Genomic DNA, 26,933 nt, shown 5'->3' with positions numbered 1-26,933 from the left:
GTACCGCGGTCGGCCGACACGTGAGCGGTCAGCAATTGCGGGCGTTCGTCGATGAACGACGTGGTGACCCGACCCGCGCGGAAGTCGGGATCGTCGACGACCGCCTGCAGGAACGGGATGTTCGTCGAGACCCCACGGATCCGGAACTCGGCAAGCCCTCGCCTGGCGCGTGTCACCGCGGTGTCGAAGTCGCGGCCCCGGCACGTCATCTTGACCAGCATCGAGTCGAAGTGCGCGCCGATCTCCGCACCGAGGGTGGTGCCACCGTCCAGCCGGATGCCCGCACCGCCCGGAGACCGGTAGCCGGTGATGCGTCCGGTGTCGGGCCGGAAACCCTTGGCCGGGTCCTCGGTGGTGATGCGGCACTGCATCGCCGCCCCCCGTACCCGAATCGAATCCTGACTCAGCCCAAGGTCCGCAAGCGTCTCCCCCGCGGCGATGCGCAACTGGCTGGCCACCAGGTCGACGTCGGTGATCTCCTCGGTGACGGTGTGCTCCACCTGGATCCGCGGGTTCAGCTCGATGAACACGTGGTTGCCGCGCTCGTCGAGCAGGAACTCAACGGTGCCCGCACACGTGTAGCCGATCTGACGCGCGAAGGCGACCGCATCCGCACAGATCTTGGCGCGCAACTCTTCTGGCAGGTTGGGAGCTGGCGCGAGTTCGATCACCTTCTGATGCCGCCGCTGCACGCTGCAGTCGCGTTCGAACAGGTGGATGACGTTGCCCTGGGTGTCGGCCAGGATCTGCACCTCGATGTGGCGGGGGTTGAGTACCGCCTGCTCGAGGTAGACCATCGGGTCGCCGAACGCCGACTCGGCCTCGCGGCTGGCGGCCTCGATCGCCTCGGCCAGCGCGTCGGGATCGGTCACCCGCCGCATGCCGCGGCCACCGCCGCCGGACACCGCCTTCACGAACAACGGGAAGTTCATCTCCGCCGACGCGGCCACGAGTTCGTCCACCGAATCCGACGGCGCCGACGACGCCAGTACCGGCAGACCGGCTTCCTGCGCCGCAGCGATCGCCCGCGCCTTGTTTCCCGTCAACTCCAGCACGTGGGCACCGGGACCCACGAAGGTGATGCCGGCCTCCGCGCACGCAGCCGCGAGCTCCGGGTTCTCGGAGAGGAACCCGTAACCCGGGTATACCGCGTCGGCACCCGCATCGCGGGCGACGCGGATGATCTCGTCGATGGACAGATAGGACCGCACGGGATGGCCCGACTCGCCGATCTGATACGACTCGTCGGCCTTCATCCGGTGCGCGGAGTTGCGGTCCTCGTAGGCGTACACCGCAACCGTCGCGATGTTCATCTCGTACGCTGCGCGGAACGCGCGGATCGCTATCTCACCGCGGTTCGCCACCAGGAGTTTGGAAATCACGCGCTACCCTATCGCGCCGCCGCCAGGACCGTTTTCAGATCAGGGTTGACCAGTAATTCCAGAAGCGCATCAGGATCATCAGGATCAGCGCGGTGAACCACAGCGCGACGATCGACCACCGCCACTGATGGACGATCCGGGCAAAGGCATTGCCCGCCATGGGCCGAAGGGCCGCCGAGGACACCACGACCAACAACGGGATCGTGACCGCCCAAACCGCCATGCAGTATGGGCACAGCGCCCCGATGACATACAGGCTCTGATAGATCAGCCAGTGGATGAACACCACGCCGAGCAGCGTGCCCGCGGCAAGTCCCGACCAAAACCATTGCGGTAGAGGCACTTTGGCGACGGCCAAGATACCGGCAACCACGACGACGGTGAACGCCACGACGCCGATGAGGGGGTTGGGGAAGCCGAACGCCGCCGCCTGCGGGGTGGCCATCACCGAACCGCAGGACAGTACCGGGTTGATGCTGCACGACGGGACGTAGGCGGGGTTCTCCAGCAGCTTGATCTTCTCGATCGTGAGCGTGATGGCCGCCGTGAGCCCGACCGCACCGGCGATCAGCACCCAGACCGCGCTGGGTGTCCGCACCCGGGCACCGGCGCCTGGCCGGGCCGGCAGGTCCGACGCGGTCTCGTCCGCAGCGGTCGTCGTCATCTCGTGGTCGTGGGGGTCGGGCTCCCGGTCGGCGCCGGGGCCGGCGGCGTGGGGGCCGGGGCCGCGGGCGCGGTGCCCAATCCGGGGACGTTGCCGACGATCTCCTTGACCTTCGCCACCAGCGCGTCCGGGGTGGAGAACTTGTAGTCCTCGCCGTTGATCCGCACGGTCGGCGTACCCGTCACGTTGGTCGCGGCGGCGAGACCCTTCACCATGTCCAGGTAGCGCCCGTTGTTGATGCACTCGGGGACCTTGCCGACGACCCCGGCCTGACGTGCGGTCTCGATCAACTGCTGATTGGTCGGGAACGTGGTGCCCGTTTCGCTGGGCTGCTGGGCATACATCGCGGCGTGGAACCGGCGGAACGCCTGCTTGTCCGGCGTGGTGTCCTCGTCGGCCACGCAGTACGCGGCGGCACCGGCCCTCGACGAGTAGTTCTGATTCGCCGGACGGTCGAGGATCGCGACCATGTAGAAGTCGGCGGCTATTGCCCCGCTGTCGATCAGCTTGGAGACGGTGGGACCGAACTGCTGCTCGAAGTTGCCGCAGACGGGACAGAGGAAGTCCTCGTAGAGAGACAGCACGGCCTTCGGCTCGGTCGTGCCCTCCTTGGTGATGACGTTGCTGGTCGCCACGCGGATCGACTTCGCCTCGCCGCCTGCGGGCTTGGTGCTTCCGGAGGTGACGATGTAGGCCACCAGGGCGACGGCGAAGATGACCACGACCGCGGTGAGCCCGACCTGGATCATCACGTTGCGCCTGCGGTCCGCAGCCTTCAAGTCGTAGCTGGCGGTCTTCTTGTTTTTCGTGGCCACGGCACTAGGGTACCGGCGACCTGCGAGCGCTCCCTCAGCCCCGGCTCAGGTGTGCCCGCAGCGCCGAGACGACCTCTGCGACGGCGGTGGCGCTGGCGCCACCGAGCGGGAAGAAATTGGCGAATCCATGGACCAACGGACCGAACTGCCGGTGATCGACGGGGACGCCTGCCGCAGCGAGCGCGTCCGCGTACTGATTGCCTTCGTCGCGCAGCGGATCGAAGCCGCCCGTCAGCACCATCGCTGGTGGCAAGCCGGCGAGATCGTCGGCCAGCAACGGCGAAATCCGCGGATCAGCGGTGTCGAGGGAAGAACCGCCGAGGTAGTTGTCGCGGAACCAGTCCATGTCCTTCTTGGTGAGGAAGTAGCCGTCGGCGAAGAGGGTCTTCGACCTGGTGTCGGCCGCGAAGTTGGTGGCCGGATACAAAAGCAGCTGCAGGGCGGGCAGGTCGATGCCGTCCGTGCGCGCCAGCTGGCACACCACCGCCGAGAGGTTGCCGCCGGCACTGTCGCCTCCGACGGCTATGCGCGACGGGTCGGCGCCGAGCTCCGCCGCATGCTCCAGCGCCCAGCGGTACGCGGCGTAACAGTCCTCGATGGCGGCGGGCGCCGGATGTTCCGGCGCGAGCCGGTAGTCGATCGCCAGGACGTGCACTCCGGCGTCGCGACACATCAAGCGGCACAGGTCATCATGGGTCTCGAGGTCCCCGACGACGAATCCGCCGCCGTGGAAGAAGACCAGAAGCGGCTCGGGTCCCGACCCCTCGGAACGGACCGGCGTGTAGTGCCGAACTGGAATCGAACCCGCCGGACCGGGTACCGAAGAGTCCCTGACGCCAACCGCGATCCTGGCATCGATCATCGATGCGAGTTTCCGCAGCTGCGACCTGGCGACGGTGACGTCAGTGCTGGCGACCAATCCGTTGACGCCCGCCGAACGCTGAGCCGCGAGCATGAACTGCAATGTGGTGTCGAGGGTATTGCCGTCGATCGTCACCGTCCGGCGCCCCAGCAGAAGCCGCTTCACGGCGTCGGGAAGGTGCGGCAGCAGGCGAAGCATCACGCCACTGGAGGCGTTGAGGACCGCCAACCGGGCGCGTCCGGGTTGGCCGACCTCCCGATCGGCCCGCGGTGCCGCGGATGCCCCCGTCGGAACCTGAACTGGCAGACTTCGCGTCATGGTTTCTCCTCCGAACCCTTCGGTTCCCTCGATCCCGCTGAATGACGGTAATTCGATACCCGTCATCGGGTTGGGCGTTTGGCAGACCCCCGCCGGCGATACCGAACGGGCCGTCACCGCCGCGCTCGACGCAGGATATCGCCATGTCGATACTGCGGCGGCATACGGCAACGAAGCAGAGGTGGGCCTGGCGCTGGCGGGTGCCGCCGCCTCCGGCATCAGCCGTGACGACGTATACGTGGTGACGAAGCTGTGGAATTCCGAGCAGGGGTACGACAAGACGCTGCGGGCCTTCGACGAGAGCCTGAAGAACCTTGGGATCGACTACCTCGACCTCTACCTCATCCACTGGCCCATGCCCGAGGTGGACGCCTACGTCGACACCTTCAGGGCGTTCGCGCACCTGCGCGATCAGGGCCGCATTCGCTCGATCGGCGTCAGCAACTTCGAGCCCGAGCACCTCAAGATCTTGGTCGACGCGACGGGGATCGTGCCCGCGGTCAATCAGATCGAGCTGCATCCCCTGCTCCCCCAGCGTGAACTGCGCGAGTTGCACGCCGGCCTGGGAATCGCCACCGAGGCGTGGAGCCCGTTGGGCCAGGGCTCGCTGCTCGAGAACGCGACCGTCGTCACCATTGCCGATGCACACGGAAAAACGCCAGCACAGGTGCTGATTAGGTGGCACGTCCAGCTCGGTAATATCGTCATCCCGAAATCGGTAAATCCAGACAGGATTGCGAGCAACTTCGACGTGTTCGACTTCGAACTCGGCGACGAGGACATGGCGTCCATCGGCTCGCTGGAGGACGGAACCCGACTGGGTCCCGATCCACGGACGTTCAACTTCACAGGGTAGGTGACATGACCTCGGCGGCAGCAATTCCTTCAGTGGCTCTCAACGACGGCAACAGCATCCCGGCACTCGGGATCGGCGTCGGCGAATTGTCGGACGCCGAAACCGAACGCGCCGTCTCCACCGCGCTCGAGATCGGCATTCGACTGATCGACACCGCGACGGCCTACGGCAATGAGGCCGCAGTCGGACGCGCGGTCGCCGCATCGGGCATTCCGCGCGCCGAGATCGTCATCACCACCAAGCTGGCCACCGAGGACCAGGGGTTGAGAGGAGCGCAGGACGCCTGCCGGGCCAGCCTCGACCGCCTCGGGGTGGACTACGTCGACTTCTACCTCATCCATTGGCCGGGCACAGACGCAGGCGCCTACCTCCACAGCTGGGGCGGGATGCTCAAGCTGCGGGAGGACGGTCTGGTCAAGTCCGTCGGCGTCTGCAACTTCTCCGCCGAGGATCTGTCCAACGTCGTCGAGCTGTCCTACGTTGCGCCCGCGATCAACCAGATCGAGTTGCATCCACTGCTCAACCAGTCCGCGCTTCGTGCGGCCAACGCCGAGCACGACATCGTCACCGAGGCCTACGGTCCGTTGGGCGTCGGCCGGCTCTTGGACAACCCGACCGTGACGGCGATCGCCGGCGAGTACGGCAAGTCGGCAGCGCAGGTGCTCATCCGGTGGAGCCTGCAACTCGGCAACGTCGTCATCCCCCGCTCGGCCACACCGGCCCGCATCGTCGAGAACGCCGACGTGTTCGAGTTCGAGCTGGCGGCAGAGCACATGGCGGCGCTCGACGGACTCGACGACGGCACCCGCTTCCGGCCCGACCCGGCCACCTACACCGGCACCTAGGAACCCGCGTATTCGCCAGGAGGTGGGCCATATCACCTGCGCTGGCAAACGGCGACGCCTAGACTCACCGCACGATCGACGACGTCGCACCGGGGGGGTGGGGTCATGACGGACGACTTGGATCCGGGACAGATCATCGAAGTGGGCATGGGTTTCATGCGGTCGAAGACCCTGCTTTCGGCAGTGGAACTCGGGCTGTTCACGGTGCTGGCGGACGATGCAATGACAGGCGCCGAACTCTGCGAGTCACTGGGACTCGCCCCGCGAGCCAACCCCGACTTCTTCGACGGCCTGCTGTCGATGGGGTTCCTGCACCGCGACGGCGACGGCGTCCAAGCGCGCTATCGCAACACGCCAGAGACGAGGCGATTCCTCGACCGCACCGAGCCCGGTTACGTCGGCGGCATCCTCGAGATGGCGAATGCCCGGCTCTACCCGTTCTGGGCGGATCTCACCGAAGGGTTGCGGACCGGCCAACCACAGACCGAGATCAAGTCGACCGGAGAGTCGATGTTCGGCGCGCTCTACGGCGACCCGGCTCGGCTGGAGCAATTCATCAACGGGATGACGGGCGCGTCCGCGGGAAACTTCATGGCGTTGGCCGAGAAGTTCGACTTCTCGCGCTACCGGACCTTGTACGACGTGGGCGGATCGGCTGGCATCCTGTCGATCATGGTCGCGAAGCGGCACGAGCACATGTCTTGTGTCAGCGCCGATCTGCCCGAAGTCGCGGCCATCGCAGCGAAGACGATCGCCGGATTCGGACTGTCCGACCGCGTCCAGACGGCGAACCTCGACTTCTTCAACGACGCGTTCCCCGCGGCAGATGTCATCACGATGGGCATGATTCTGCATGACTGGGACCTGCCGACGAAGAAGATGCTGATCGCCAAGGCCTACGAGGCCCTTCCCCCTGGCGGGGCGTTCGTCGCCATCGAATCGCTGATCGACGACGAACGGCGGCAGAACACGCAAGGTCTCATGATGTCGCTCAACATGCTGATCGAATTCGGCGTCGCATTCGACTACACCGGCGCGGACTTTGCGCAGTGGTGCAGCGAGGCCGGGTTCCAGCACACGGAGGTCATCCCGCTGACCGGGCCGTCGAGCGCGGCGGTCGCGTACAAATAGTCGCCCGCGCGTCCCGTGGAGGCACGGCCCTAACCCGTGGGACACGTCCCGGCCGCGTCGCGAAGCACCACGGCGGACCGGTCGTCGATCGGCAAGGCGTAGCCCCGCAGCACGGCGGCGAACTGCACCGCGTACTGACACCAGAACGCATGGTTGGGCGGCATCCAGTCAGCGGGTTCGGCGTCGCCCTTGTCCTGATTGGCCTGTCCGTCGACGGCCAACAGGTTGGCCGGGTCGTTCGCGAATCGTCTGCGCATGTCGTCGGCCCAGTCCCTGGCGCCGAGGTCCCATGCCAACGCCAACGGGACGATGTGGTCGATCTGCACTGCCGCGCCCACCTGATTGCCTCTGGTGAATGCGATCGTATCGTTGGTGTACGGGTCGTACAGGGTGCCGGTCGCCACCGCCGCGGGGCACCGCTTGATGGCCGTGAACGTCTTGTCGGCGAGGTCGCGGTCCAGGATGTCGTTGCGGGTGTCGCAGCCGTTGTGCCCTCCGGGGGCGGTGTTGTCGTCGGTCCAGGCATCGCCGAAAGCTGCTCGGCGGTAATCGTTTCCGTGCACGCGCGCCGGAATCAAGGGGATGCCGGCGAGGATGTCGACTCCCGGTGCCACGATGGGGACGTCGGCGTCGGCGACGAACCGGCTGCCGCGGCCGGTGGCCGTCGTCACCTGAACGGCGACCAGGATCGCGATGGCGACCGCCACGACGAGCCAGACGGGCTTCCTCACGCCTTGTCCAGATACTCGACGCGCTCCGTCTCGGCGAACGGCGCTGCCAACGCGGCGATTCCGCGGTGCTCCAGCAGCCTGGGGTCGGCGTCGTAGACCGATTCGGCGAAGGCGCGGGCCTCCTCGATGAGATCGCGGTGCTCTGCCAGCGACAGCAGTCGCAGGGTGATGGGTCGGCCGGACTGGCTGTGGCCGAGCACGTCGCCTTCGCGGCGCTCCTCGAGGTCGAGGTCGGCGAGTACGAAGCCGTCCGGGGTGGATGCGACGGCCTTCAACCGGGCCCCCGCCTTCGAGTCCTCGGGAAGGTTGGTGGCTAGCAGGCACAGGCTGGGGTGCTCGCCGCGGCCGATCCGACCGCGCAACTGGTGCAGCTGGCTGATGCCGAAGCGGTCGGCGTCCATGACGAACATCACCGTTGCGTTGGGCACGTCGACACCGACCTCGATGACCGTCGTGCACACCAGCACGTCGATGTCGCCCGCGCGGAACGCCGTCATGGCGGCATCCTTCTCGTCCCCGGTGAGCCTGCCGTGCATCAGCCCGAGCCGCAGCCCGCTCAGCGGTCCGTTGCGGAGCCGCTCGAACAACTCGACGACGGTGGTGACGGGCGGCCCCGGCTCATTGTTGCTCGCCTTCTTGCCCGAATCCTTGCCACCCGTGTCGCTTTCGTCGATGCGAGAAGCCACGATGTAGGCCTGACGGCCGGCGTCGACCTCTTCGATGATCCGCTGCCAGGCGCGCTGCAGCCACGCCGGCTTCTGGCCGACGAAGATGGTGTTGGTGGTGATCGGACGCCTGCCGCGGGGCAGCTCGCGAAGAACCGACGTCTCGAGATCGCCGTAGACGGTGAGGGCGACCGTCCGCGGGATCGGCGTCGCCGTCATCACCAGAAGGTGCGGAGTGACACCGCCGACGGCCTTCGCGCGCAAGCGATCCCGCTGCTCGACGCCGAACCGGTGCTGCTCGTCGACGACGACCATGCCGAGGTTGTGGAACTCGACGGCGTCCTGCAGGAGGGCGTGCGTGCCGATGACGATGCCCGCCTCACCGCCTGCCACCTCGTCACGAACCTGGCGCTTCTGCTGCGGCGTCATCGACCCGGTGAGCAGCGCCACCCTGGTGGCACCCTCCTGGCCACCGAGTTGGCCGGCCATCGCAAGGGGGCCAAGCACGTCGCGGATCGACCTTGCGTGCTGAGCGGCAAGGACTTCCGTCGGCGCCAGCAAGGCGCACTGGTAGCCGGAGTCCACCATTTGCGCCATCGCCAGCACCGAGACGATCGTCTTTCCCGAACCCACCTCACCCTGCAGCATCCGGTGCATCGGCTTGGTGTCGGCGAGTTCGGTCGTCAGCACGTCGAGGACGTCACGCTGACCCGCCGTGAGGTCGAACGGCAGCTGCCGACTTAACGCGGCCGCCAACCCGTCGTCCCTGGGCGGCGCGGACGGCCCGGTCTCGCTCAGCGCGCCGTGCCGACGTTCCACCAGGGCCCACTGCAGGCCGACGGCCTCGTCGAGGGCCAACCGCTCGCGCGCACCCTCTCGATCCTTTTCGCGCTCGCCGAGGTGGATGGCCCGCAACGCCTCGTCCTCGGAGGGTAGATTCCGTTGCCACAGAATCGATTCGGGCAGCGGATCATCGATCGGATCCAGTACGTCGAGGACCTGCCGGACGCACGCGTAGATATCCCAGCTCTGCACCTTGGCCGACGCCGGGTAGATGGGAAAGAAGTCCCGCTCGAACGCCGAGAGCAGCACGTCGCCATCCGTCTTCTGCGACGTTTCGGCGATCTTCGCCAGCGACCGGCTGCCCTTGCCCTGCCCGCTTCCCTCCAGGATCAGGAAGGCCGGATGCGTCAATTGCATTGTGCCCTTGAAGAATCCGACTTCACCCGACAGCATCAGCCGCGTGCCCTCGACCAGAATCTTCTTGGTGAACTTGGCATTGAAGAAGGTGGCCGTGACCTTGGGCTTGCGGTTGGCCAGGGTGATCACCAGGAACTCACGCTTGGGCTGCCGGTTGGTCCAGCGGACCTCGGCCTTGGCGATCTCGTCGACGAAGGTGACGTGCTCCCCTTCCGCGGGGGGTTCCCAGCCCTCTTCGAGCACCGACATGCCGTGGCTGTAGCTGCGGGGGTAGTGCCGAAGCAGGTCGTCGACCGTGCGGATGCCGAAGTGTTCTTCCAGCGGCCCCGCCGACTTGGCGCCGATGACGCGATCCAGCTTGTCCGTGAGCGCGACCCTCATGTCGTCCCGTCGCTTCGCTCGCCCAGCATGTCTACTCCACCCCGATCAGTAGGGCGTCGCCCCGGTGGCCCGTGTGATAGGTCACCAACTCGGCGCCGAGGTGCCGATGGTGCACGTGGTCCTGCAACGCAGCGCCCACCGCGGGGTCGACGCCGGCGCCGGTCAGGACCGTGACGAGTTCGCCGCCCGCACTGAGCAGCAGATCGATGAGACCGGCGCCCGCGGCGGTCACGTCGTCCCCGACGATCAGCACCTCATCGCCGGCGATGCCGAGGCCGTCACCCGGCCTGCAGGCACCTGCCCACGTCAGCGCCTCGGTTTCGGCCACCCGCACCGACCCGTGCCTTGCCCCTGCCGCCGCCCGCGCCATGGTGTACCCGTCGTCGACCGCCAGACGGGCGGCGTCGTGCACGGCCAGCGCGGCGAGGCCCTGGACCATCGAGGCCGCAGGCACGGGCACGACGTCGATGCCCCAGCCGATCGCCGCAGTGCAACCGGCCACCAACTCCTCGGCTGCGACGTAGCCGTTCGGAAGGACCATGATCTGCGCGGCTCCCGCGTCGATGAGCGCGCGGAGCAGGTGCTTGGCGCTGATCGCCGTGTCGGCGTCCTGGCTGAGCACGTGCGCGCCCTCTCCCTCGAACAGTGCGGTCGCGCCGTCGCCGTCGACGATCGCCAGCACGGCCCGGTCGCGGGTCCATCCGCCAGACGGACGCGCCCCCGCACCGGTCAGCGCGGTGATCTGGATCTGGCTGGGGGTGCCGACGGTCAAGCCCGCCTCGACGGCGGCGCCCGCATCGTCGGTGTGGACGTGCACGGAGTAGCGGCCGCCGGTTCCCGATGCGGCGATCGTCACCGACTCGCCGAAGTTGTCGAGCGCCGACCGCAGCAGGTCGAGACCCTCGTGGTCGCAGCCGTTGACGAGGTACATCACCTCGAATTGCGGTGGCGCCACCACCGAGACGTCGGCGCGCGCCGGCGTGGCACCGGAAGGTTCGTAGGTCAGCCGGTGCGGAGCGTGTCCGGTGAGGGTGGCCGTCAGCGCGTCGAGCAGGACGAGAAGGCCGCGCCCGCCGGCATCGACCACCCCCGCATCGGCCAGCACGTCGAGTTGCTGGGGGGTCTTCTCGAGCGCGATCACCGCGGCGTCCGACGCCACCCTGACGACCTCCGCGGCGTCCGCGCGGTCGAGCGCGGCGTCTTCGGCAGCACCCGCGGCCGCCGCGAGCACCGAGACGATGGTGCCCGGCACGGTGTCGCTGACCGAGGCGTCGGCAAGGACGACGGCGTGTCTCAGCGCGGCTGCGAGAACGGGCCCGTCGATGTCGACGAGTACGCCGTTGCGTTCGTCGGCGGCCCCGGCAGCGACGTCGGCGACGCCGCGCAGAATCTGCGAGAGGATCACCCCGGAGTTGCCACGGGCCCCCTGAAGTGCGCCCTCGGCCAGCGCGGCGGCCACGGTCGCCACGTCGGCGTCGCGCAGTGCCTCGGCCCTGGCTCCCGCCGCGCGCATGGTGAACAGCATGTTGGTTCCGGTGTCCGCATCGGCGACGGGGAACACGTTGAGGCGGTTGATCTCATCGGTACGCGCAATCAGGTGCGTGACCGCCGTGTGGGCCCACTCCTGCAGGGCGGTGGCGTCGAGTAGGCGTGCGGACATGCCAAACCGCCTCTCCTTCGACCCAACGCGGCCACGTGCGCGTCAGCCTAGCCACTGTGCCCGACACCTCCCCGATTCCGCCTCGGTCATGCACGAGGTGTCGCGCCGATGCCCGCCGTTTTGGCGATCGCAGCGGCTGCCGGTATCCTGGTCAGGTTGTTGGGTCACCCGCGTTGCGGTCGTTGGCCCCCCAGAACCGATCAAGGAGTTTCACATGGCTGCGGTTTGCGATGTCTGCGGGAAGGGTCCCGGCTTCGGCAAGTCGGTGTCGCACTCCCATCGCCGTACCAATCGCCGGTGGGATCCGAACATCCAGACCGTGCACGCCGTGTCGCGCCCCGGTGGCAACAAGAAGCGCATCAACGCCTGCACGTCGTGCATCAAGGCGGGCAAGGTCGCACGCGGCTAGTTCGATCTTCGCCGCCAGACTGCGGTGAGATCGCGCTGACGCGTCAGCGCGATCTGTCAGCAGTCTCGGCGAGGTTCGCGGGCTAGGTTCGTGAGCTAGGGCAGTCGCCAGTCGATCTGTTCGGCACCCATCTGCCCGAGTAGCTCATTGGCGCGGCTGAACGGCCGCGATCCGAAGAACCCGCGCGACGCCGACAGCGGTGACGGATGTACCGACTCGATGGTCGCGCAGTGCGCACCCGTCAACATCGGCAATAGCGTCTGCGCGTCGCGTCCCCACAGCACCGCCACCATCGGCTGCGGCCTCGCCACCAGTGCGCGGATCGCGCACTCGGTGACGGCCTCCCACCCCTTGCCGCGGTGCGACGCCGGCGTGCCCGACCGGACGGTCAACACCCGGTTGAGCATCATGACCCCGCGCTCGGCCCACGGCGTCAGGTCACCACAACTGGGCGCGGGGTGACCCAGGTCGGTGACGTACTCCTTGAAGATGTTGTCCAGGCTGCGCGGCAGCGGACGCACGTCGGGCGCCACGGAGAAGCTGAGCCCGACCGCGTGCCCAGGGGTCGGATACGGATCCTGCCCGACGATCAGCACACGCACCCGCTCGATCGGAAAGGTGAAGGCGCGCAGCACGTTCTCACCGGCGGGCAGGTAGCGCTGTCCCGCGGCGATCTCGGACCGGAGGAAGTCGCCCATCTGGGCGACCTGATCGGCGACCGGTTCGAGCGCGCGGGCCCAACCGTCCTCGACGAGTTCTGAGAGCGGGCGTGCAGTCACGAGAGGCCAACCTAGCCGACGCGAAGATCGCGACGCGCCTTGGGATTCGCCGCAACGCCGGAATGTGTCGTGCGAGTATTACCGCGGCGGCCCTCTTTTCACCGCAAGTGGTCGAGTTCGACGCTCGAGTCGGGAGACGCAATGTGTGGTTGCGATGGCACGCCAGGCAACGCAGATCATGGTGCCTCCGGCCAGATATCGCGGAGGGCCGCGCTGGTGGCGGGATCGGCCGCCATGGGCGCAGTCGCCCTCGGAACGGCCGCGTCCAGCCCGGCCGAAATCCCGCAGCCTCCCCTGTCCCCTCCGTCGTTGCCCAACAACGCCCTGATCACCGTCGGCGTCGCCGCCGGTCCGCCACCGACCCCCGACCGGTTCGGGATCTGCTCGGTGCTCAAGATCGGCGACGAGCTATACGTGATCGATTGCGGACTTGGCTCCCTCAACGGTTTCACCAACGCGGGCCTGCACTTCCCCGACATCAAGAAGATGTTCATCACCCACCTGCACGCCGACCACATCGTCGACTACTACAGCTTCTTCCTCTCCGGCGGCAATCAGTCCAAGGCAGGCCAAGCACCGGTCATGGTCTACGGGCCCGGCCCCGCCGGGGGATTGACCGGCAGCCAGGTCGGCAACCCGAACCCACCAACCATCAACCCCGCCAATCCCACACCAGGACTCGCCGCGATGACCGCATCCCTGAACGAGGCGTTCGCCTACACGGGCAACGTCCTGATTCGAGACCAAGGCATCGACGACATCCAGAGCCTGATGAACGTCACCGAGATCGCTGTGCCGCCGGGATCGGATTACCTGAACAGATCGCCGACGATGAAGCCGTTCTTCGTGGTCGAGGATGACAACGTCATCGTCACCGCAACGCTCGTCTCCCATTACGACGTCTACCCGGCATTCGCCTTTCGCTTCGACATCAAGAATCCCGCTGTGTCAGTGACCTTTTCCGGCGACACCACCAAGAGCGACAACCTGATCAGGCTCGCCCAAAACACGGACTTCCTGGTGCACGAGGCCGAGTTCAGCCTCGACGACGCGTTCTACGACAACAGGTTCCCGCCGGATTATCTGCCGAATTCGCACACGTCGGCGGAGCAGGTCGGGGAGGTCGCCGCGGCGGCGAAGGCCAAACAGGTGATCCTGAGCCACTACCAGGTATTCGCCCCGTCGGGCATCATCACCGACGCGCGATGGCTCGGCGAAATCAGTAAGCACTACTCGGGTAAAGCCACGGTCGCCAAGGACGGACAGGTCTTCGCGCTATGAGTACCGCAACCAGTGTCGCGCTGGAAGAGCACTTCATCATCCCCTCGTTCCTCGACTACCTCGCGCAGGGAATGCCCAACGTCCCCGATGACGCCAAGACGACGCTGATCCGACGGCTCCTTGACTTCGGCGAGGAACGGCTGTCGGAAATGGATGCCGGCGGCGTCCGAAAGTCGGTGCTGTCGATCTCCGGTCCCGGAGTGCAGTGCGAACCGGATGTCGCGACGGCGACGCGACGTGCCGCCGAAGCGAACGACGCGCTCGCCGACGTGATGGCGCAGCGGCCCGACCGCTACGGCGGATTCGCCCATCTCGCCATGCAGGACCCTGGTGCGGCCGCCGACGAGCTCGAGCGGTGCATCCGTGACCTCGGATTCAGCGGAGCGATGATCAACAACCACACCCTCGGGGTGTACCTGGACGACGCCCGCAACGACGTGTTCTGGGAACGGCTGCAGCATCTCGACGTGCCGTTGTACCTCCACCCTGGCGACTCGTTCCGGCTTCCCTACGTGTTCGAAGGCGCCCCCGAACTCGTCAAGCCGACCTGGGAGTGGACGACCGAAACCGCCAGCCACGCACTGCGACTGATCGTGACGGGCGTGTTCGACCGGTATCCGCGGGCACAGGTCATCCTCGGCCACATGGGTGAGACGCTGCCCTTCATGTTGTGGCGGCTCGACAGCCGGTATGCGTTCACGGCCACCGACCGTCGGGTGCAGCGCAATCCGTCGGACTACCTGCGAGACAACTTCTCGGTGACGACGTCGGGGCAATGCTCCGACGTCCCACTACTTGCATCGCTGGCGTCGATGGGCCAGGACCGGGTGATGTACTCCATCGACTATCCGTACGAATCCTCGGACATCGCAGGCCGATTCATGGAAACGGCAGCGATATCGGAAGACACCCGTGCCCTCGTCGGCCACCGGAATGCGGAAGCGATACTCAAACTCACGTCGTAGTGGTCGGGCCACCGAACGACTGCCAGCCCGCGCTTCCCGTCGGTTCGACGCCGTCCACCAGCACGCGTGCGGACCCCGCGAACACGGTGCCGATTCGGCGCCAGCCGGCGGGGACTGCGCCGGGGAACGTTGCGACGAGGGCATGATCCTCGCCGCCACCGAGGACCCATGCCCATGGATCCTCGTCGGCCGCCAGGGCGGCGTCGACGAGCGCATCGTGGTCAGGCGCCAGCGCCGCACGTGACAGGTCGATCCCGACACCCGACGCGTCGGCAATGTGACCGAGGTCGGCGACGAGACCGTCCGAAACGTCGGTCATCGCCGTGGCACCCCCATCGGCCGCCATCCGCCCATGGCCGTACGGAACCGTGGGCACCAGGTGGCTGCGTCTCAGCTCGGCGAAGTCTCCGATGTCCTCTCGAATGTCTCTGAGCCACAACGCGTATCCGGCGGCCGACCGACCCAGTCCACCGACCACTGCAACGGTGTCGCCCGGCCGCGCTCCGCTGAGCGGGATGGCCACCCGCCCCCCGAGGTCACCGAGCGCGGTCACCGAGATCACCCACTGCGGTGCGGCCACCAGATCGCCGCCGACGATGCTCGCGCCGAATGTGCGGGCCTCCTCCCACATTCCGTCGGAGAGCCGCAGCGCATCGTCGCCGAGGGTGTCGCCCGGCGCACCGAAGGCGACGACGAACGCCGTCGCCGCCGCACCCATCGCCTCGATGTCCGCGGCATTCTGGGCGATCGCCTTGCGACCCACGTCGTGCGGCGTCGACCAGTCGAGTCGGAAGTGCCGCCCCTCGATCAGCATGTCGGTCGACACCACGACCCGACCGTCGGCCGTGGCGACGACGGCCCCGTCGTCGCCGGGGCCCACCAAGACGGTCGGCGGCTGCCAACGCCCATCGACGAGGCGGTCGATCATCGCAAACTCGCCGAGCTCGGCCAGCGTCTCGGGGTGCTCGTCGTCGGCCATGTCACCCGTTACCTGAAATGTGAGTCATTGTGTTACCAAGCATTTCAGGCAGCCTCCTCGTTAGGGGAAGCACTCCCGTCGTCGTGGGCGTGTTCATCGCCTACGTCGGTGTGGGTTCGGGTTTCACAGCCACCAGCCGCACCAGGGGGTGTGGTCTTATGGTCGGCTCCGCCCGTAACGACCCCGGTACTCGGGTCCGTAACGCGTTGCGCATGGCGCGCGAGGTTGACCGCCGCATTGAGATCACGATCGATGATCAGGCCGCAGCGATCACATTGATAGGTCCGCTCGGCCAGGTGCAGCTTGGCTTTCACCACACCACAGCCAGAACATGTCTTCGAGCTGGGAAACCACCGATCGGCCTTCACAAGGCGCGACCCGTACCAGCTGGTCTTGTAATCGAGTTGGCGCAACACATTACCGAGGCCTGCATCACCGAAGGCACGGTTCAGGCCGCGCTTGCGAGCCCCGCCGGCGGCCATCATGTTCTTCACCGCGAGCGTCTCGACACCGATCACGGCGTGGCGCTGGGCCAGCATCGTCGTAAGCTTGTGGATCCGATCAGCCCGCAGCCGGGCAATCCGTGCATGGGCGCGACCGATCTCGGCTTGTGTGCGGACCCAGCCGCGCGAGGCGTCCCGCCGGGATCGAGCAACCGGATCCCAGGAGCCGACTTGGCGGGCCGCCTTGCGTTGCAACGCCCGCAATGTCCGATCGGCGGCCTTGAGTTCCCGCGGTGCCCGATGGCGGGCGAGTTCGGTGCCGTTGGGGTCGGCAACAACCAGGAGGTCCTTCACGCCAGCATCGATCCCAATGACTGCGGCTCCGGCCTTGACGTGCGCCGGGCGCCCAATCTCGCGGGCCACCAGGGCGGTGAACGACACCAGCCAGCGGCCCCGTTCCAACCGGATGGTGGCCCTCAGGATGCGTGCAGTCCCAGCATCGACGCGGCGCACCAACTTTCGGGTCGACTCATGCGTCCGGATCGTGCCCACCCGCGGCAACGTGACGTGATGGCGATCGGCCTCGACCCGGATGGTCCCGGTCGTGAACGAAAACGACTTGACCGCGCGGTGTTTGGACTTGAAACGAGGAAACCCGGATGGCCCGCGCCGGGTGCCTTTCTTCGACGACGACCAATTCGACAGGGCCTGCGCCAGATTTCGGCATCCGCCGGCGTACACCTCCTTGGAATTCTCCGTCCACCACGGCACGCCGTCTGATCCGATGGCGACGGTGTGTTTGCGGCGGTTCCACTCGTTGCGCAACGACTGAAACGACCACCCGATGCTCGGGGTCAGATCCTGCGCGGCGACACCGTAGGAACGTTCCGCGATGCGTTGATCCAGGTTGGCCTTCACCGCCGCGAGCATCGTGTTGTAGGCCACCCGGGCGCCGCCGGCATGGGACAGCAATACACCCGTCTGGGCCCCAGTGGGTGCAAGAGCGAACTGGTAGGACTGCGCGGTCCACCCCTGCGGAATCTCGAAACCCGCCATCAACCCACCTCGACCGGATCCGGCTGGGTTTTCGTCGCCGTCAGCGCCCGTATCGCGCGGTTCCGGGCGCCCCGGCGCCCATACGAGGGGGCGCACGTCGAAGTGAGCCCCTCGATCACGTCGCGGACCAGATCATCGTCGGCCTCCCCGTCATCGACCACGGCGACCCCCCGGTCTTGGGCGCACAACGCAACCTTCAGATACTCCGCTCCGTAACGGGCCAGCGCGATCCCGATGCTCCACGACGATCACCGTGGCAGACAGGTCCGACAACACCCGCGCCAACCCGGGGCGGTTGCCATTGACGCCCCCGCCGACTTCGCTGTCCACCTGGCCAACCTCGATGCCCTCAGCGGTCGCCCACCCACACAACCGTGCCAACCTGACGATCCAAATCCGAACGCTGATCATTACTGGCGACCCGCATTAGCACCACCCGCTGCTGGATCCCGGCCGAACCGGAGGCGACGTCAACCAAAATGGTCCCTGACGGCAATCGCCGGAACGGCGCTGACATCCGACCCTCACGCACCCACGCATAGGCCGTCTGCGGATACACACCCACCGGCCGAGCCCATACCGCCAACTTCACAACGCCAGCCAAACACACATTCACTTATACAAACTCACACATCTGCGCGTGTAGCCGAGCAGTTCGCTACCCCCGATTTTGCGTGCCCTGAACACCAGCGCGACCTGCGGTACGTTTGGTCCCTGCGGCGTGGAGTCTATGCAGCCCGAACGGAGGACGGCGCGAGTGGTCGAGGCATTCATGCTGATTCAGACCGAGGTGGGCCGCGCCGAGGTCGTCGCCAAACAGCTGGCAGCGCTGCCCGGGGTGACCTCCTCGGAGTACGTGACGGGCCCGTACGACGTCGTGGCCCGCGTCGAGGCCGGCACGGCATCCGAGCTGGAGTCCGCCGTCGTCCCGAGCGTGCAGCAAGTCGTCGGCATCACCCGCACGCTGACCTGTCCCATCGCCGACGGGGCGCACACCTAGAGTTGCCGGGTGACCGAATCCGTTCCCGACGACGAACGTGACGGCCCCCCGCGTGGAATCCTCATCGCGGCAATCGTCATCGCGGTGGGAGCGATCGGCGCCCTCTTGGTGGTAGCCGCAACCAGGGAGGCGACCCCCGCACCCCGGCCCGTCGCCATTGCCGCTGCGCCAGCGCCCCATGCCGCAGACGACGCCTGCCGCGCCTTGATGAGTGCCCTCCCCGACGTGATGGGTGATTACCACCGTGCGCAGGCGGTCGAACCCGTTCCGGCGGGCGCGGCGGCCTGGCAGGCCCAACCCGACGGCGAGCCGGTCATCATTCGGTGCGGACTGGATCGCCCCGACGACTTCGTTTCGAGTTCGCCGCTCCAAGGTGTGGACGACGTGCAGTGGTTCCGGATACCCGGGGATGGCCGCACCACGTGGGTCACCGTCGACCGGCCCGTGTACGTCGCACTGACGCTGCCCGACGGATCGGGGCCGACGCCGATCCAACTGATCTCCAAGGCGGTGGCGCGGGCGATGCCCCCGACCCCGCTCAATCCGGGACCGATCCGCTAGCGCAGGCCCGTGCCACGCGCGACCGCGGTCTCGACCATGGCAGCCAGCAGGGTCGGATAGTCGACGCCGCTGGCCGCCCACATCCGCGGATACATCGAGATCGTGGTGAACCCTGGCATCGTGTTGATCTCGTTGATCACCGGGCCGTCGTCGGTGAGGAAGAAGTCGACGCGCGCGAGACCCTGGCAATCGATGGCACGGAACGCCTTGATCGCCAATTGCCTTATCTCAGAAGCGATCTCGTCATCCACCTTGGCGGGGACGTCGAGTTCGGCGGCGTCTTCGAGATACTTCGTCGCGAAGTCGTAGAACGCATCCTCGCGACCACGAACGCCTGCCACCCGAATCTCGCCGACCGTACTGGCCTCGACGCGCCCATCGGGAAATTCCAGCACGCCGCACTCCAGCTCACGGCCGGGAACGGCGGCCTCCACGATCACCTTGGGGTCGTGCCGACGGGCATGGGTGATGGCGGCGGCGAGATCGTCCCAGGACGTGACCCGGCTGACGCCGATCGACGAGCCACCGCGTGCTGGCTTGACGAAGACGGGCAGGCCGAGGCGCTCACGGTCGGAGAGTTCGAGGGTTTCATCGTGTGCGCGCAGCACCACCTGGTCGCCGATGGGCAGGCCTTCGGCGGCGAGCAGCTTCTTGGTGAATTCCTTGTCCATGCCTGCCGCGCTGGCCAGCACGCCCGCGCCGACGTACGGCACGCCGGCGATCTCGAGCAGCCCCTGAATGGTGCCATCCTCGCCGTACGGCCCGTGCAGCACGGGAAAGACCACGTCGACGGCGGCGAGGATCTCTCCCGGCCCCTCGCCGAGGGACAGGAGTTGGCCGCGGCGTCCTGGATTCGCCGCAAGCGCAAGTTCCGTACCGGCCGCTCCCGTCACCCCTGGCAGTTGACCGTCGGTGATCGCGAGGGACTCGTGCTGGCCGTCGGTCAGCACCCAGGATCCCTCCGGCGTGATGCCGACGGCGACCACCTCGAAGCGCTCCGGGTCGAGGTTGCGGAGGATGCTGCCTGCGGAAACGCAGGAGATGGCGTGCTCAGAGCTTCGCCCGCCGTAGACGACGGCAACACGGACGCGGGGGTTCGGGCGGTCGGTCACAACCTAGAGAGGTTACCGCCCACCCTCGAACGCGGTGCGCACTGCTCGCTGAGCTGGGATTTCACCGAGCGTCGGCGCCTCAGACATCCAATGCCTGCCCGACGTCGGTGATGAGATCGTCGGTGTCCTCGATGCCCAACGACATCCGCGCGAACCCGTCCGGTACCGGGTCGCCCCACCGCGCTCGCCGGTCCACCGAGGTATGGATGCCGCCGAAACTGGTCGCGGCCACCACCAGTTCGCTCTGCTCGACCAGGCGATGCACCGCGGCCGCGTCGGCCAGTTCGAACGCGACGAGGCCACCGAAGCGCTTCATCTGCGCGCACGCGACGTCGTGCGCAGGATCGTCGGGCAGGCCGGGGTACCGCACCGACCGGACCGCCGGGTGGTCGCGCAGCATGAAGGCCATCGCAAGGGCGTTCTGACACTGGCGCTCGAACCGCAGCCCGGCGCTGCCGAGGCTGCGCAGCGCCAGCCAGGCCTCGAACGGGCCGAGAATGGCCCCGGCGAGCAGTCGTTCGCGCTCGACGGCCGCCATCAGCTCGGGGTGGCAGCTGGCGACGTATCCGGCGATCAGATCGCTGTGACCGGATAGCGCCTTGGTGGCACTGGCCACCACCAGGTCGGCACCGAGTGAAAGTGGTTGCTGCCCAAGCGGTGTCGGCGCCGTATTGTCGACGACGAGGGTGGCGCCGCGGCTACGGCAGGTCAGCGCCAGCCGGTGCAGGTCTACGACGTCCAGGGTCGGGTTGACCGGCGTTTCCGCCACGACGACGTCGGCGGACTCGGCGGCCGCACACATGTCGGCAGCGCGCGCCGTGCGCACCTCGACGCCCAGCGGGGCAAGGTATTCCACCGCGTACTGGCGCACCTGGTAATAGCCGTCGGCGGGCACCACCAGTGTGGTTCCCGGCTTGGCAAGCACGCGAAGGACCGACGTGATGGCGGCCATGCCCGACCCGAAGGCGAGCGCGGAGGTGGCCCCCTCCAGCTCGGCGAAGGCCGACTCGAGTTGGCGCCAGGTCGGATTGGAGCTGCGCCCATACGAATCCAGCGCAAGCGATTCATCCGTCGAAAGGTGGTAGGCCGAAACCGGAACCGGTGGCGAGGTCACCGGCTGGCCTGGAATCTGTTGCGAGGATGCAGCTTTGACGCTACGAGTCGAGTCGCCGTACGGTCCGGTCATCGGATCATTCCGGCTTCGTGCTGCGGCCGAGCAGCCGCGCCACTGCCTGGTCGACCGACAGCCCCTGGTGGCACACCCCGTGCACCGCGTCGGTTAGGGGCATCTCGACGTCGTAACTGGTCGCCAGCGCGAGCACCGACTCACACGACGTGACACCTTCTGCGACGTGCCCGCCCGCGTCGTGCAGCGCCGACTCCATGGTGCCGCCTCGACCGAGACGCTCACCGAAGGCCCGGTTGCGCGACCGGGGCGACGTGCAGGTGGCCACCAGGTCACCGACTCCCGCGAGGCCGGCGAGCGTGGCGCCCTTGGCACCCAACGCGATTCCCAGCCGCATGATCTCGGCGAGCCCGCGGGTGATGATCGCGGCGGCGGTGTTCTCCCCTAGACCCACACCGGCGGCCATGCCACTGGCCAGCGCGATGACGTTCTTGCATGCGCCGCCGATCTCCGCACCCACGACGTCCGAGTTGGTGTACGGCCGAAAGTAGCCGGTGGAGAAGGCCCGCTGAAGCGTCACGGCTCGCCCAGAGTCGGAACACGCGACGACGGTGGCCGCCGGCTGCTCGTCGAGGACCTCGGCTGCGAGGTTGGGGCCCGTGACGACGGCGACCCGGGCCGGATCAACCCCGGTCACCTGGACGATCACCTGGCTCATCCGCAGCAGGGTGTTCAGCTCGATGCCCTTCGCGACGCTCACCAGCGTGGTGTCGCTGCCGATCGCTTCGCGCCAGGACTCCAGATTGACGCGCAACGTCTGCGCCGGCACGGCGAGCAGCACGGTGCACGCGCCGTCGAGGGCCGATGCGGCGTCGCCCGTCGCGCGGATCGACGCGGGAAGCTCGACGTCGCCGATGTAGCCGGTATTGCGATGGGTGTCGTTGATCTCGTCGGCCAACTCGGCACGTCGCGACCACAACGTCACGTCGTTGCCAGCGTCGGCGAGTACCTTCGCCAACGCCGAACCCCACGCTCCAGCGCCCATTACCGCAGCCTTTACCACGGGAACAAATCTAGCCTGACGGGCGCTGCTGGCAGGATGGCACCCATGAGCGGCACCAGCACCGACAGATCGGCTTCTGGCGCGAACGCAGCGACGGGGAATCAGCACGTCGGGCTGATCATCGCGGTCAAGAGGTTGAGTGCAGCCAAGACGCGGCTCGCCTCGGCGTTCGCCTCGGACGTCCGCGAAGGCGTCGTGCTGGCGATGCTCGAGGACACCATCGCCGCCGCCTCCTCCGTATTGACGGTCCGTGCGATCACCGTCGTGACCCCCGACCTCGTCGCGGCCGCGGCCGCCCGCGAGCTCGGGGCTCGTGTCCTCGTCGATCCCACCCCAGAAGGACATCCCGATCCGCTGAACAACGCCATCTCGGTGACCGAGGCCTCGATCCGCGCCGAGACGCCGAACGTCGGCGTGCTGCAAGGCGATCTGCCCGCGCTTCAACCGCGTGAGCTCGCCGAGGCCATCGCGCAGGCGCGCCGAAATCAGCGCAGCTTCGTCAGTGACCGACACGGCACGGGAACCTCGGCACTCTTTGCCTTCGGCGTACCGCTGCTGCCCATGTTCGGCGCCGATTCAGCACGGCGACACAAGGATTCGGGTGCGGTTGAGCTGACGGGCCGGTGGCCAGGACTGCGCTGCGACATCGACACGCCCGACGACCTCGCGACGGCACTTGGCCTCGGGGTGGGGGCGGTCACCAAGAACACTGTCGGCGGCACCTAGCACCCCCGGCGGAACATGGGGGATGATCTCTTCTGTGACCGAAGCCGAGATACGAACTGCCGAAGCGGACTGGGCGACGGATGGCAGCACGCCGGAGGCGCCGCCGGCCACCACCGCGGACGCGATCGAAGACGCCCTACCCGATGACCGCTACCTCAATCGCGAATTGAGCTGGCTGGACTTCAACGCCAGGGTCCTGGCGCTGGCCGCCGATCCGTCGCTGGCGCTGCTGGAGCGGGCCAAGTTCCTGGCGATCTTCTCGTCGAATCTCGACGAGTTCTACATGGTCCGCGTGGCCGGCCTCAAACGTCGCGACGAGATGGGACTGTCGGTGCGCTCGGCCGACGGGCTGTCGCCGCGCGAACAGTTGCGCCGCATCGGCGAGCGGACACAGCAGCTCGCCAGCAGGCACGCCAAGGAGTTCATGGAATCGGTGCGGCCAGCGCTGGCCGACGAGGGCATCATCGTGGTGACCTGGGCTCAGCTCGACGACGACGAACGGTCCCGGCTCTCCACCTACTTCCACGAGCAGGTGTTCCCCGTCCTGACCCCGCTAGCGGTCGATCCGGCGCACCCGTTCCCGTTCGTGAGCGGGCTCAGCCTGAATCTTGCGATCACCGTCAGGCAGCCCGAAGACGGTACCCAGCACTTCGCCCGCATCAAGGTGCCCGACAACGTCGACCGGTTCGTCGAGTTGGGCCCGCGCGAGGGCGGCGCCGCCATCCGGTTCCTGCCGATGGAAGAGCTGATCGCGGCCTTCCTTTCGGTGCTGTTCCCCGGTCTGGAAATCGTGGAGCACCATGCCTTCCGGATCACGCGCAACGCGGACTTCGAGGTCGAGGAGGACCGCGACGAGGATCTGCTGCAGGCGCTGGAACGCGAACTCGCCCGCCGTCGATTCGGTTCGCCGGTGCGCCTCGAGGTCGCCGACGACATGACCGAGAACATGCTCGAGCTTCTGCTGCGCGAACTCGACGTGCATCCGGGCGACGTCATCGAGGTGCCGGGTCTGCTCGATCTGTCGTCGTTGTGGCAGATCTACGGCGTGGACCGTCCCGAGCTGAAGGATCCGCCGTTCGTCCCCGCCACTCCCCCTGCGTTCGGAGAGCGGGAGACGCCCAAGAGCATCTTCGCGACGCTCCGCGACGGAGACGTGCTGGTGCATCACCCGTACGACTCCTTCTCCACAACGGTGCAGCGATTCATCGAGCAGGCCGCAGCTGACCCGAACGTCCTCGCCATCAAGCAGACGCTCTATCGCACGTCTGGTGACTCACCCATCGTGAGCGCGCTGATCGACGCGGCAGAGGCGGGCAAGCAGGTCGTTGCGCTGGTCGAGATCAAGGCGCGGTTCGACGAGCAGGCCAACATCAAGTGGGCCCGCGCGCTGGAACAGGCTGGCGTGCACGTGGTGTACGGGCTGATCGGACTCAAGACCCACTGCAAGACATGTCTGGTGGTGCGGCGCGAAGGGTCGACGATCCGGCGTTACTGCCACATCGGCACCGGCAACTACAACCCGAAGACCTCCCGGCTGTACGAGGACGTGGGGTTGTTGACGGCTTCGCCCGACATCGGCGCCGACCTCACCGACCTCTTCAATTCCCTTACGGGCTATTCACGCAAGGTTTCCTACCGCAACCTGCTGGTCGCCCCGTACGGCGTCCGCAGGGGCATCGTCGAACGCATCGAGCGCGAGATCGCCGCCCACCGTGACGGCGCGGATGCGCAGATTCGGGTCAAGGCCAACGCGTTGGTCGACGAGCAGGTGATCGACGCGCTGTATCGGGCCTCCCAAGCTGGGGTTCGAGTCGAAGTCGTGGTGCGCGGCATCTGTGCACTACGGCCCGGTGTACCAGGGTTCTCGGAGAACATCACCGTGCGATCGATTCTCGGCCGGTTCCTTGAACATTCGCGAATCATTCACTTCCGCGCCATCGATGAGATCTGGATCGGCAGTGCCGACATGATGCATCGTAATCTCGACCGTCGCGTCGAGGTGATGGCACAGGTAAAGGATCCGCGGTTGGCAGACCAACTGGACGACGTATTCACCTCTGCGCTGGATCCCACCACCAGGTGCTGGGAACTCGGTCCCGACGGGCACTGGACCGCGTCGCCGCGCGCGGGCGAGACGGTGCGGGACCACCAGGTGTCGCTGATGGAACGTCACCGGCATCAGTGACGTCTCCTCCTCACCCCGTCCCTCGAATGACCTGCAGGAGTTGAGGTGACGAAGAAAGCCCAGTCGCTGGCGGCCAGCAAGGTGACATCCGCGGCAGGCGCCGTGCTGTGGCGGCCCGACGAAGACGCCGCCGATGGAGTCGCCGAACCGTTGGTGGCGGTCGTGCACCGACCCAGGTACGACGACTGGTCGCTGCCCAAGGGCAAGGTCGATCCCGGTGAGACCGCACCGGTGACCGCAGTGCGCGAGGTCCTCGAAGAGACCGGCTACGCATCGAAGTTGGGTCGACGGCTCGCCGCCGTGAGCTATCCCCTCGAGTCCGGGGTCAAGCACGTCCGCTACTGGGCGGCCCGCACGCTCGGTGGAGAGTTCACCCCGAACGACGAGGTCGACGAACTGCTCTGGTTGTCCACCGCGCACGCCCTGAAACGCCTTCAGTATCCCCATGATCGGAAGGTGCTGCGACGCTTCGTCAAACAGCCGGCCGATACCCGGACGATTCTGGTTGTCCGGCACGGGACCGCAGGCACCAAGGCCAGATACAAGGGTGACGATCGCAAGCGACCGTTGGACAAACATGGCCGAGCGCAGGCTGAATCACTGGTTGGCCAGCTTCTGGCCTTCGGCGCCACCGAGGTCTACGCGGCGCCAAGGGTGCGCTGCCAGCAGACGGTGGGGCCGCTCGCCGAGGAGCTTGGTGTGCCGATCCACGACGAGCCTGCGCTCACCGAAGAGGCGTACTTGGACGGCCACGGGGCGGCCAGACGACGCATCCTGGAGATCGCCACGACTGACGGCACACCGGTGATCTGCTCTCAGGGCAAGGTGATTCCGGATCTCATCGCGTGGTGGTGCGAGCGCGACGGGGTGCGTCCGGACAAGTCCCGCAACCGCAAGGGCAGCACCTGGGTGCTGTCGCTGGTGGGTGGCAAGCTGATCGCCGCCGACCACATCGGCAGCCCGCTGGCCACTGACCCGTAGCCCTCACGAAGACACGCCGTGGATCCGATGGATCCACGGCGTGCCTTGTACCGGAGTTGAATCCGGGACTGTTGCTACTTGCGGCCGCGCTTGGCGGGCGCCTTCTTGGCGGGCGCCTTGGTGGCGGCCTTCTTGGCGGGAGCCTTGGCAGCGGCCTTCTTGACCGGAGCCTTCTTGGCGGGAGCCGCCTTCTTGACGGCGGCCTTCTTGGCGGGAGCCGCCTTCTTGACGGCGGCCTTCTTGGCCGGCGCCTTCTTGACGGCGGCCTTCTTCGCCGGCGCCGCCTTCTTGACCGCGGCCTTCTTGGCCGGAGCCTTCTTGGCCGGCGCCGCCTTCTTGGCCGGCGCTGCCTTCTTGACGGCGGCCTTCTTGGCCGGAGCCTTGGTCGCAGCCTTCTTGACTGCCTTCTTGGCCGCGGCCTTCTTGGCAGGCGCAGCGGTGGCACCACGCTTCACGGCGGGACCTTCCGATGGGAGACGCTGTGCGCCAGACACAACCGCCTTGAACTGAGCCCCTGGACGGAATGCCGGGACGGATGTCGGCTTGACCTTGACGGTCTCGCCGGTGCGCGGATTTCGCGCAACACGGGCGGCGCGGCGACGCTGCTCGAACACGCCGAAGCCGGTAATGGTGACGCTGTCGCCCTTGTGGACGGCACGCACGATGGTGTCGACGACGTTCTCCACGGCGGCGGTCGCCTGCCGACGATCGGTGCCCAACTTGTCCGTGAGGACGTCGATGAGCTCTGCCTTGTTCA

General features: G+C 67.1%; 25 protein-coding genes and 1 pseudogene. 11 read left to right on the top strand and 15 right to left on the bottom strand.

Annotated elements, in window-relative coordinates; genetic code table 11:
- The 4 genes from QOD90_RS13325 to QOD90_RS13310 all read right to left on the bottom strand — a co-directional run.
- Positions 1 to 1,382: ATP-binding protein (locus tag QOD90_RS13325; RefSeq protein WP_526350387.1), on the bottom strand; the 1,382-nt coding region annotated here is incomplete at its 3' end.
- Positions 1,383 to 1,416: 34 nt separating this feature from the next.
- Positions 1,417 to 2,046, bottom strand: a complete 630-nt coding sequence (locus QOD90_RS13320; protein ID WP_526350386.1) for a vitamin K epoxide reductase family protein — start codon at positions 2,044 to 2,046, stop codon at positions 1,417 to 1,419.
- Entirely contained in the window at positions 2,043 to 2,861 is an 819-nt protein-coding gene (locus QOD90_RS13315; protein ID WP_526350384.1) for a DsbA family protein, read from the bottom strand. The genes QOD90_RS13320 and QOD90_RS13315 overlap by 4 nt, the downstream gene beginning before the upstream one ends.
- Before the next feature lie 34 nt (positions 2,862 to 2,895).
- Positions 2,896 to 4,041: an alpha/beta hydrolase gene (locus tag QOD90_RS13310; protein ID WP_526350382.1), complete on the bottom strand. Its 1,146-nt coding sequence runs from the start codon at positions 4,039 to 4,041 to the stop codon at positions 2,896 to 2,898.
- Here QOD90_RS13310 and QOD90_RS13305 point away from each other — a divergent pair.
- The 3 genes from QOD90_RS13305 to QOD90_RS13295 all read left to right on the top strand — a co-directional run bounded on the left by QOD90_RS13305 (position 4,040) and on the right by QOD90_RS13295 (position 6,873).
- The gene (locus tag QOD90_RS13305; RefSeq protein WP_526350380.1) at positions 4,040 to 4,897 is read left to right on the top strand and encodes an aldo/keto reductase; all 858 of its coding nucleotides are present in this window, start codon (positions 4,040 to 4,042) and stop codon (positions 4,895 to 4,897) included. The two genes, QOD90_RS13310 and QOD90_RS13305, sit on opposite strands and share 2 nt — an antisense overlap.
- A gap of 5 nt (positions 4,898 to 4,902) precedes the next feature.
- Positions 4,903 to 5,742: an aldo/keto reductase gene (locus QOD90_RS13300; RefSeq protein ID WP_526350378.1), complete on the top strand. Its 840-nt coding sequence runs from the start codon at positions 4,903 to 4,905 to the stop codon at positions 5,740 to 5,742.
- Between the two features lie 105 nt (positions 5,743 to 5,847).
- Positions 5,848 to 6,873 carry a methyltransferase gene (locus tag QOD90_RS13295; protein WP_526350376.1) on the top strand — a complete coding sequence of 342 codons (1,026 nt, stop codon included), beginning with the start codon at positions 5,848 to 5,850 and terminating at the stop codon, positions 6,871 to 6,873.
- A gap of 29 nt (positions 6,874 to 6,902) precedes the next feature.
- Here QOD90_RS13295 and QOD90_RS13290 read toward each other — a convergent pair whose 3' ends face one another.
- From QOD90_RS13290 to fakA, 3 genes are read right to left on the bottom strand one after another with little or no spacing between them, the layout of a single operon-like run.
- Positions 6,903 to 7,604, bottom strand: a complete 702-nt coding sequence (locus QOD90_RS13290; RefSeq protein WP_526350374.1) for a GmrSD restriction endonuclease domain-containing protein — start codon at positions 7,602 to 7,604, stop codon at positions 6,903 to 6,905.
- Positions 7,601 to 9,850 (bottom strand): ATP-dependent DNA helicase RecG, encoded by a 2,250-nt coding sequence (gene recG, locus QOD90_RS13285; protein ID WP_526350372.1) that lies wholly within the window; start codon positions 9,848 to 9,850, stop codon positions 7,601 to 7,603. The genes QOD90_RS13290 and recG overlap by 4 nt, the downstream gene beginning before the upstream one ends.
- A 31-nt stretch (positions 9,851 to 9,881) precedes the next feature.
- Positions 9,882 to 11,510: a fatty acid kinase ATP-binding subunit FakA gene (fakA, locus tag QOD90_RS13280; RefSeq protein WP_526350370.1), complete on the bottom strand. Its 1,629-nt coding sequence runs from the start codon at positions 11,508 to 11,510 to the stop codon at positions 9,882 to 9,884.
- Between the two features lie 214 nt (positions 11,511 to 11,724).
- Here fakA and rpmB point away from each other — a divergent pair, with 214 nt between their 5' ends.
- A complete protein-coding gene (gene rpmB, locus QOD90_RS13275; RefSeq protein WP_079926245.1) occupies positions 11,725 to 11,919 on the top strand; it encodes a 50S ribosomal protein L28 in 195 nt (64 codons plus the stop codon).
- A gap of 95 nt (positions 11,920 to 12,014) precedes the next feature.
- Here rpmB and QOD90_RS13270 read toward each other — a convergent pair whose 3' ends face one another.
- Positions 12,015 to 12,698 (bottom strand): uracil-DNA glycosylase, encoded by a 684-nt coding sequence (locus tag QOD90_RS13270; RefSeq protein ID WP_526350368.1) that lies wholly within the window; start codon positions 12,696 to 12,698, stop codon positions 12,015 to 12,017.
- Positions 12,699 to 12,839: 141 nt separating this feature from the next.
- Between QOD90_RS13270 and QOD90_RS13265 the strand changes: the two genes are divergently transcribed.
- A complete protein-coding gene (locus QOD90_RS13265) occupies positions 12,840 to 13,979 on the top strand; it encodes an MBL fold metallo-hydrolase (protein ID WP_526350366.1) in 1,140 nt (379 codons plus the stop codon).
- Complete coding sequence (locus tag QOD90_RS13260) at positions 13,976 to 14,944, top strand: amidohydrolase family protein (RefSeq protein WP_526350364.1); 969 nt, start codon at positions 13,976 to 13,978, stop codon at positions 14,942 to 14,944. Before QOD90_RS13265 ends, QOD90_RS13260 begins: the two co-directional genes overlap by 4 nt.
- On the opposite strand, the gene QOD90_RS13255 is transcribed toward QOD90_RS13260, so the two are convergent.
- From QOD90_RS13255 to QOD90_RS13245, 3 genes and pseudogenes are all read right to left on the bottom strand, one after another.
- Positions 14,934 to 15,923: a thiamine-phosphate kinase gene (locus QOD90_RS13255; protein WP_526350362.1), complete on the bottom strand. Its 990-nt coding sequence runs from the start codon at positions 15,921 to 15,923 to the stop codon at positions 14,934 to 14,936. The genes QOD90_RS13260 and QOD90_RS13255 overlap by 11 nt on opposite strands.
- Before the next feature lie 44 nt (positions 15,924 to 15,967).
- A complete protein-coding gene (gene tnpB / locus QOD90_RS13250) occupies positions 15,968 to 17,422 on the bottom strand; it encodes an IS607 family element RNA-guided endonuclease TnpB (protein WP_526350360.1) in 1,455 nt (484 codons plus the stop codon).
- Positions 17,422 to 18,014 (bottom strand): annotated as a pseudogene (locus QOD90_RS13245) (IS607 family transposase). The gene tnpB and the pseudogene QOD90_RS13245 overlap by 1 nt, the downstream one beginning before the upstream one ends.
- Before the next feature lie 165 nt (positions 18,015 to 18,179).
- On the opposite strand from QOD90_RS13245, the gene QOD90_RS13240 reads away from it, so the two are divergent.
- Together QOD90_RS13240 and QOD90_RS13235 are read left to right on the top strand one after the other, a co-directional pair.
- Positions 18,180 to 18,422 carry an Lrp/AsnC ligand binding domain-containing protein gene (locus QOD90_RS13240; protein WP_526350358.1) on the top strand — a complete coding sequence of 81 codons (243 nt, stop codon included), beginning with the start codon at positions 18,180 to 18,182 and terminating at the stop codon, positions 18,420 to 18,422.
- Positions 18,423 to 18,431: 9 nt separating this feature from the next.
- Positions 18,432 to 18,983 carry a DUF3515 family protein gene (locus tag QOD90_RS13235; protein ID WP_526350356.1) on the top strand — a complete coding sequence of 184 codons (552 nt, stop codon included), beginning with the start codon at positions 18,432 to 18,434 and terminating at the stop codon, positions 18,981 to 18,983.
- On the opposite strand, the gene QOD90_RS13230 is transcribed toward QOD90_RS13235, so the two are convergent.
- From QOD90_RS13230 to QOD90_RS13220, 3 genes are all read right to left on the bottom strand, one after another.
- On the bottom strand, positions 18,980 to 20,095 hold the full coding sequence (locus QOD90_RS13230) for a D-alanine--D-alanine ligase family protein (protein WP_526350354.1): 1,116 nt from the start codon (positions 20,093 to 20,095) through the stop codon (positions 18,980 to 18,982). The two genes, QOD90_RS13235 and QOD90_RS13230, sit on opposite strands and share 4 nt — an antisense overlap.
- Before the next feature lie 79 nt (positions 20,096 to 20,174).
- Positions 20,175 to 21,281 carry a cystathionine gamma-lyase gene (locus QOD90_RS13225; protein ID WP_526350352.1) on the bottom strand — a complete coding sequence of 369 codons (1,107 nt, stop codon included), beginning with the start codon at positions 21,279 to 21,281 and terminating at the stop codon, positions 20,175 to 20,177.
- Between the two features lie 4 nt (positions 21,282 to 21,285).
- Positions 21,286 to 22,266, bottom strand: a complete 981-nt coding sequence (locus QOD90_RS13220) for an NAD(P)H-dependent glycerol-3-phosphate dehydrogenase (protein WP_526350350.1) — start codon at positions 22,264 to 22,266, stop codon at positions 21,286 to 21,288.
- 63 nt (positions 22,267 to 22,329) lie between these two features.
- Between QOD90_RS13220 and cofC the strand changes: the two genes are divergently transcribed.
- Genes cofC through mutT1 form a run of 3 tightly spaced genes read left to right on the top strand, consistent with a single transcriptional unit; the run spans position 22,330 to position 26,176 of the window.
- Positions 22,330 to 23,010 carry a 2-phospho-L-lactate guanylyltransferase gene (gene cofC / locus QOD90_RS13215; RefSeq protein WP_526350348.1) on the top strand — a complete coding sequence of 227 codons (681 nt, stop codon included), beginning with the start codon at positions 22,330 to 22,332 and terminating at the stop codon, positions 23,008 to 23,010.
- A gap of 22 nt (positions 23,011 to 23,032) precedes the next feature.
- A complete protein-coding gene (locus tag QOD90_RS13210; protein WP_526350346.1) occupies positions 23,033 to 25,195 on the top strand; it encodes an RNA degradosome polyphosphate kinase in 2,163 nt (720 codons plus the stop codon).
- A gap of 45 nt (positions 25,196 to 25,240) precedes the next feature.
- Positions 25,241 to 26,176: an 8-oxo-(d)GTP phosphatase MutT1 gene (gene mutT1, locus QOD90_RS13205; RefSeq protein WP_526350344.1), complete on the top strand. Its 936-nt coding sequence runs from the start codon at positions 25,241 to 25,243 to the stop codon at positions 26,174 to 26,176.
- A gap of 74 nt (positions 26,177 to 26,250) precedes the next feature.
- Here mutT1 and QOD90_RS13200 read toward each other — a convergent pair.
- A partial coding sequence (locus tag QOD90_RS13200) for an HU family DNA-binding protein (protein ID WP_526350342.1) occupies positions 26,251 to 26,933 on the bottom strand: 683 nt, incomplete at its 5' end.

This window comes from Mycobacterium sp., assembly GCF_032161845.1.
Taxonomy (GTDB): domain Bacteria; phylum Actinomycetota; class Actinomycetes; order Mycobacteriales; family Mycobacteriaceae; genus Mycobacterium.
Note: the sequence above shows the minus strand (reverse complement) of the source record. Positions and strands in the feature narration are given on the sequence as shown.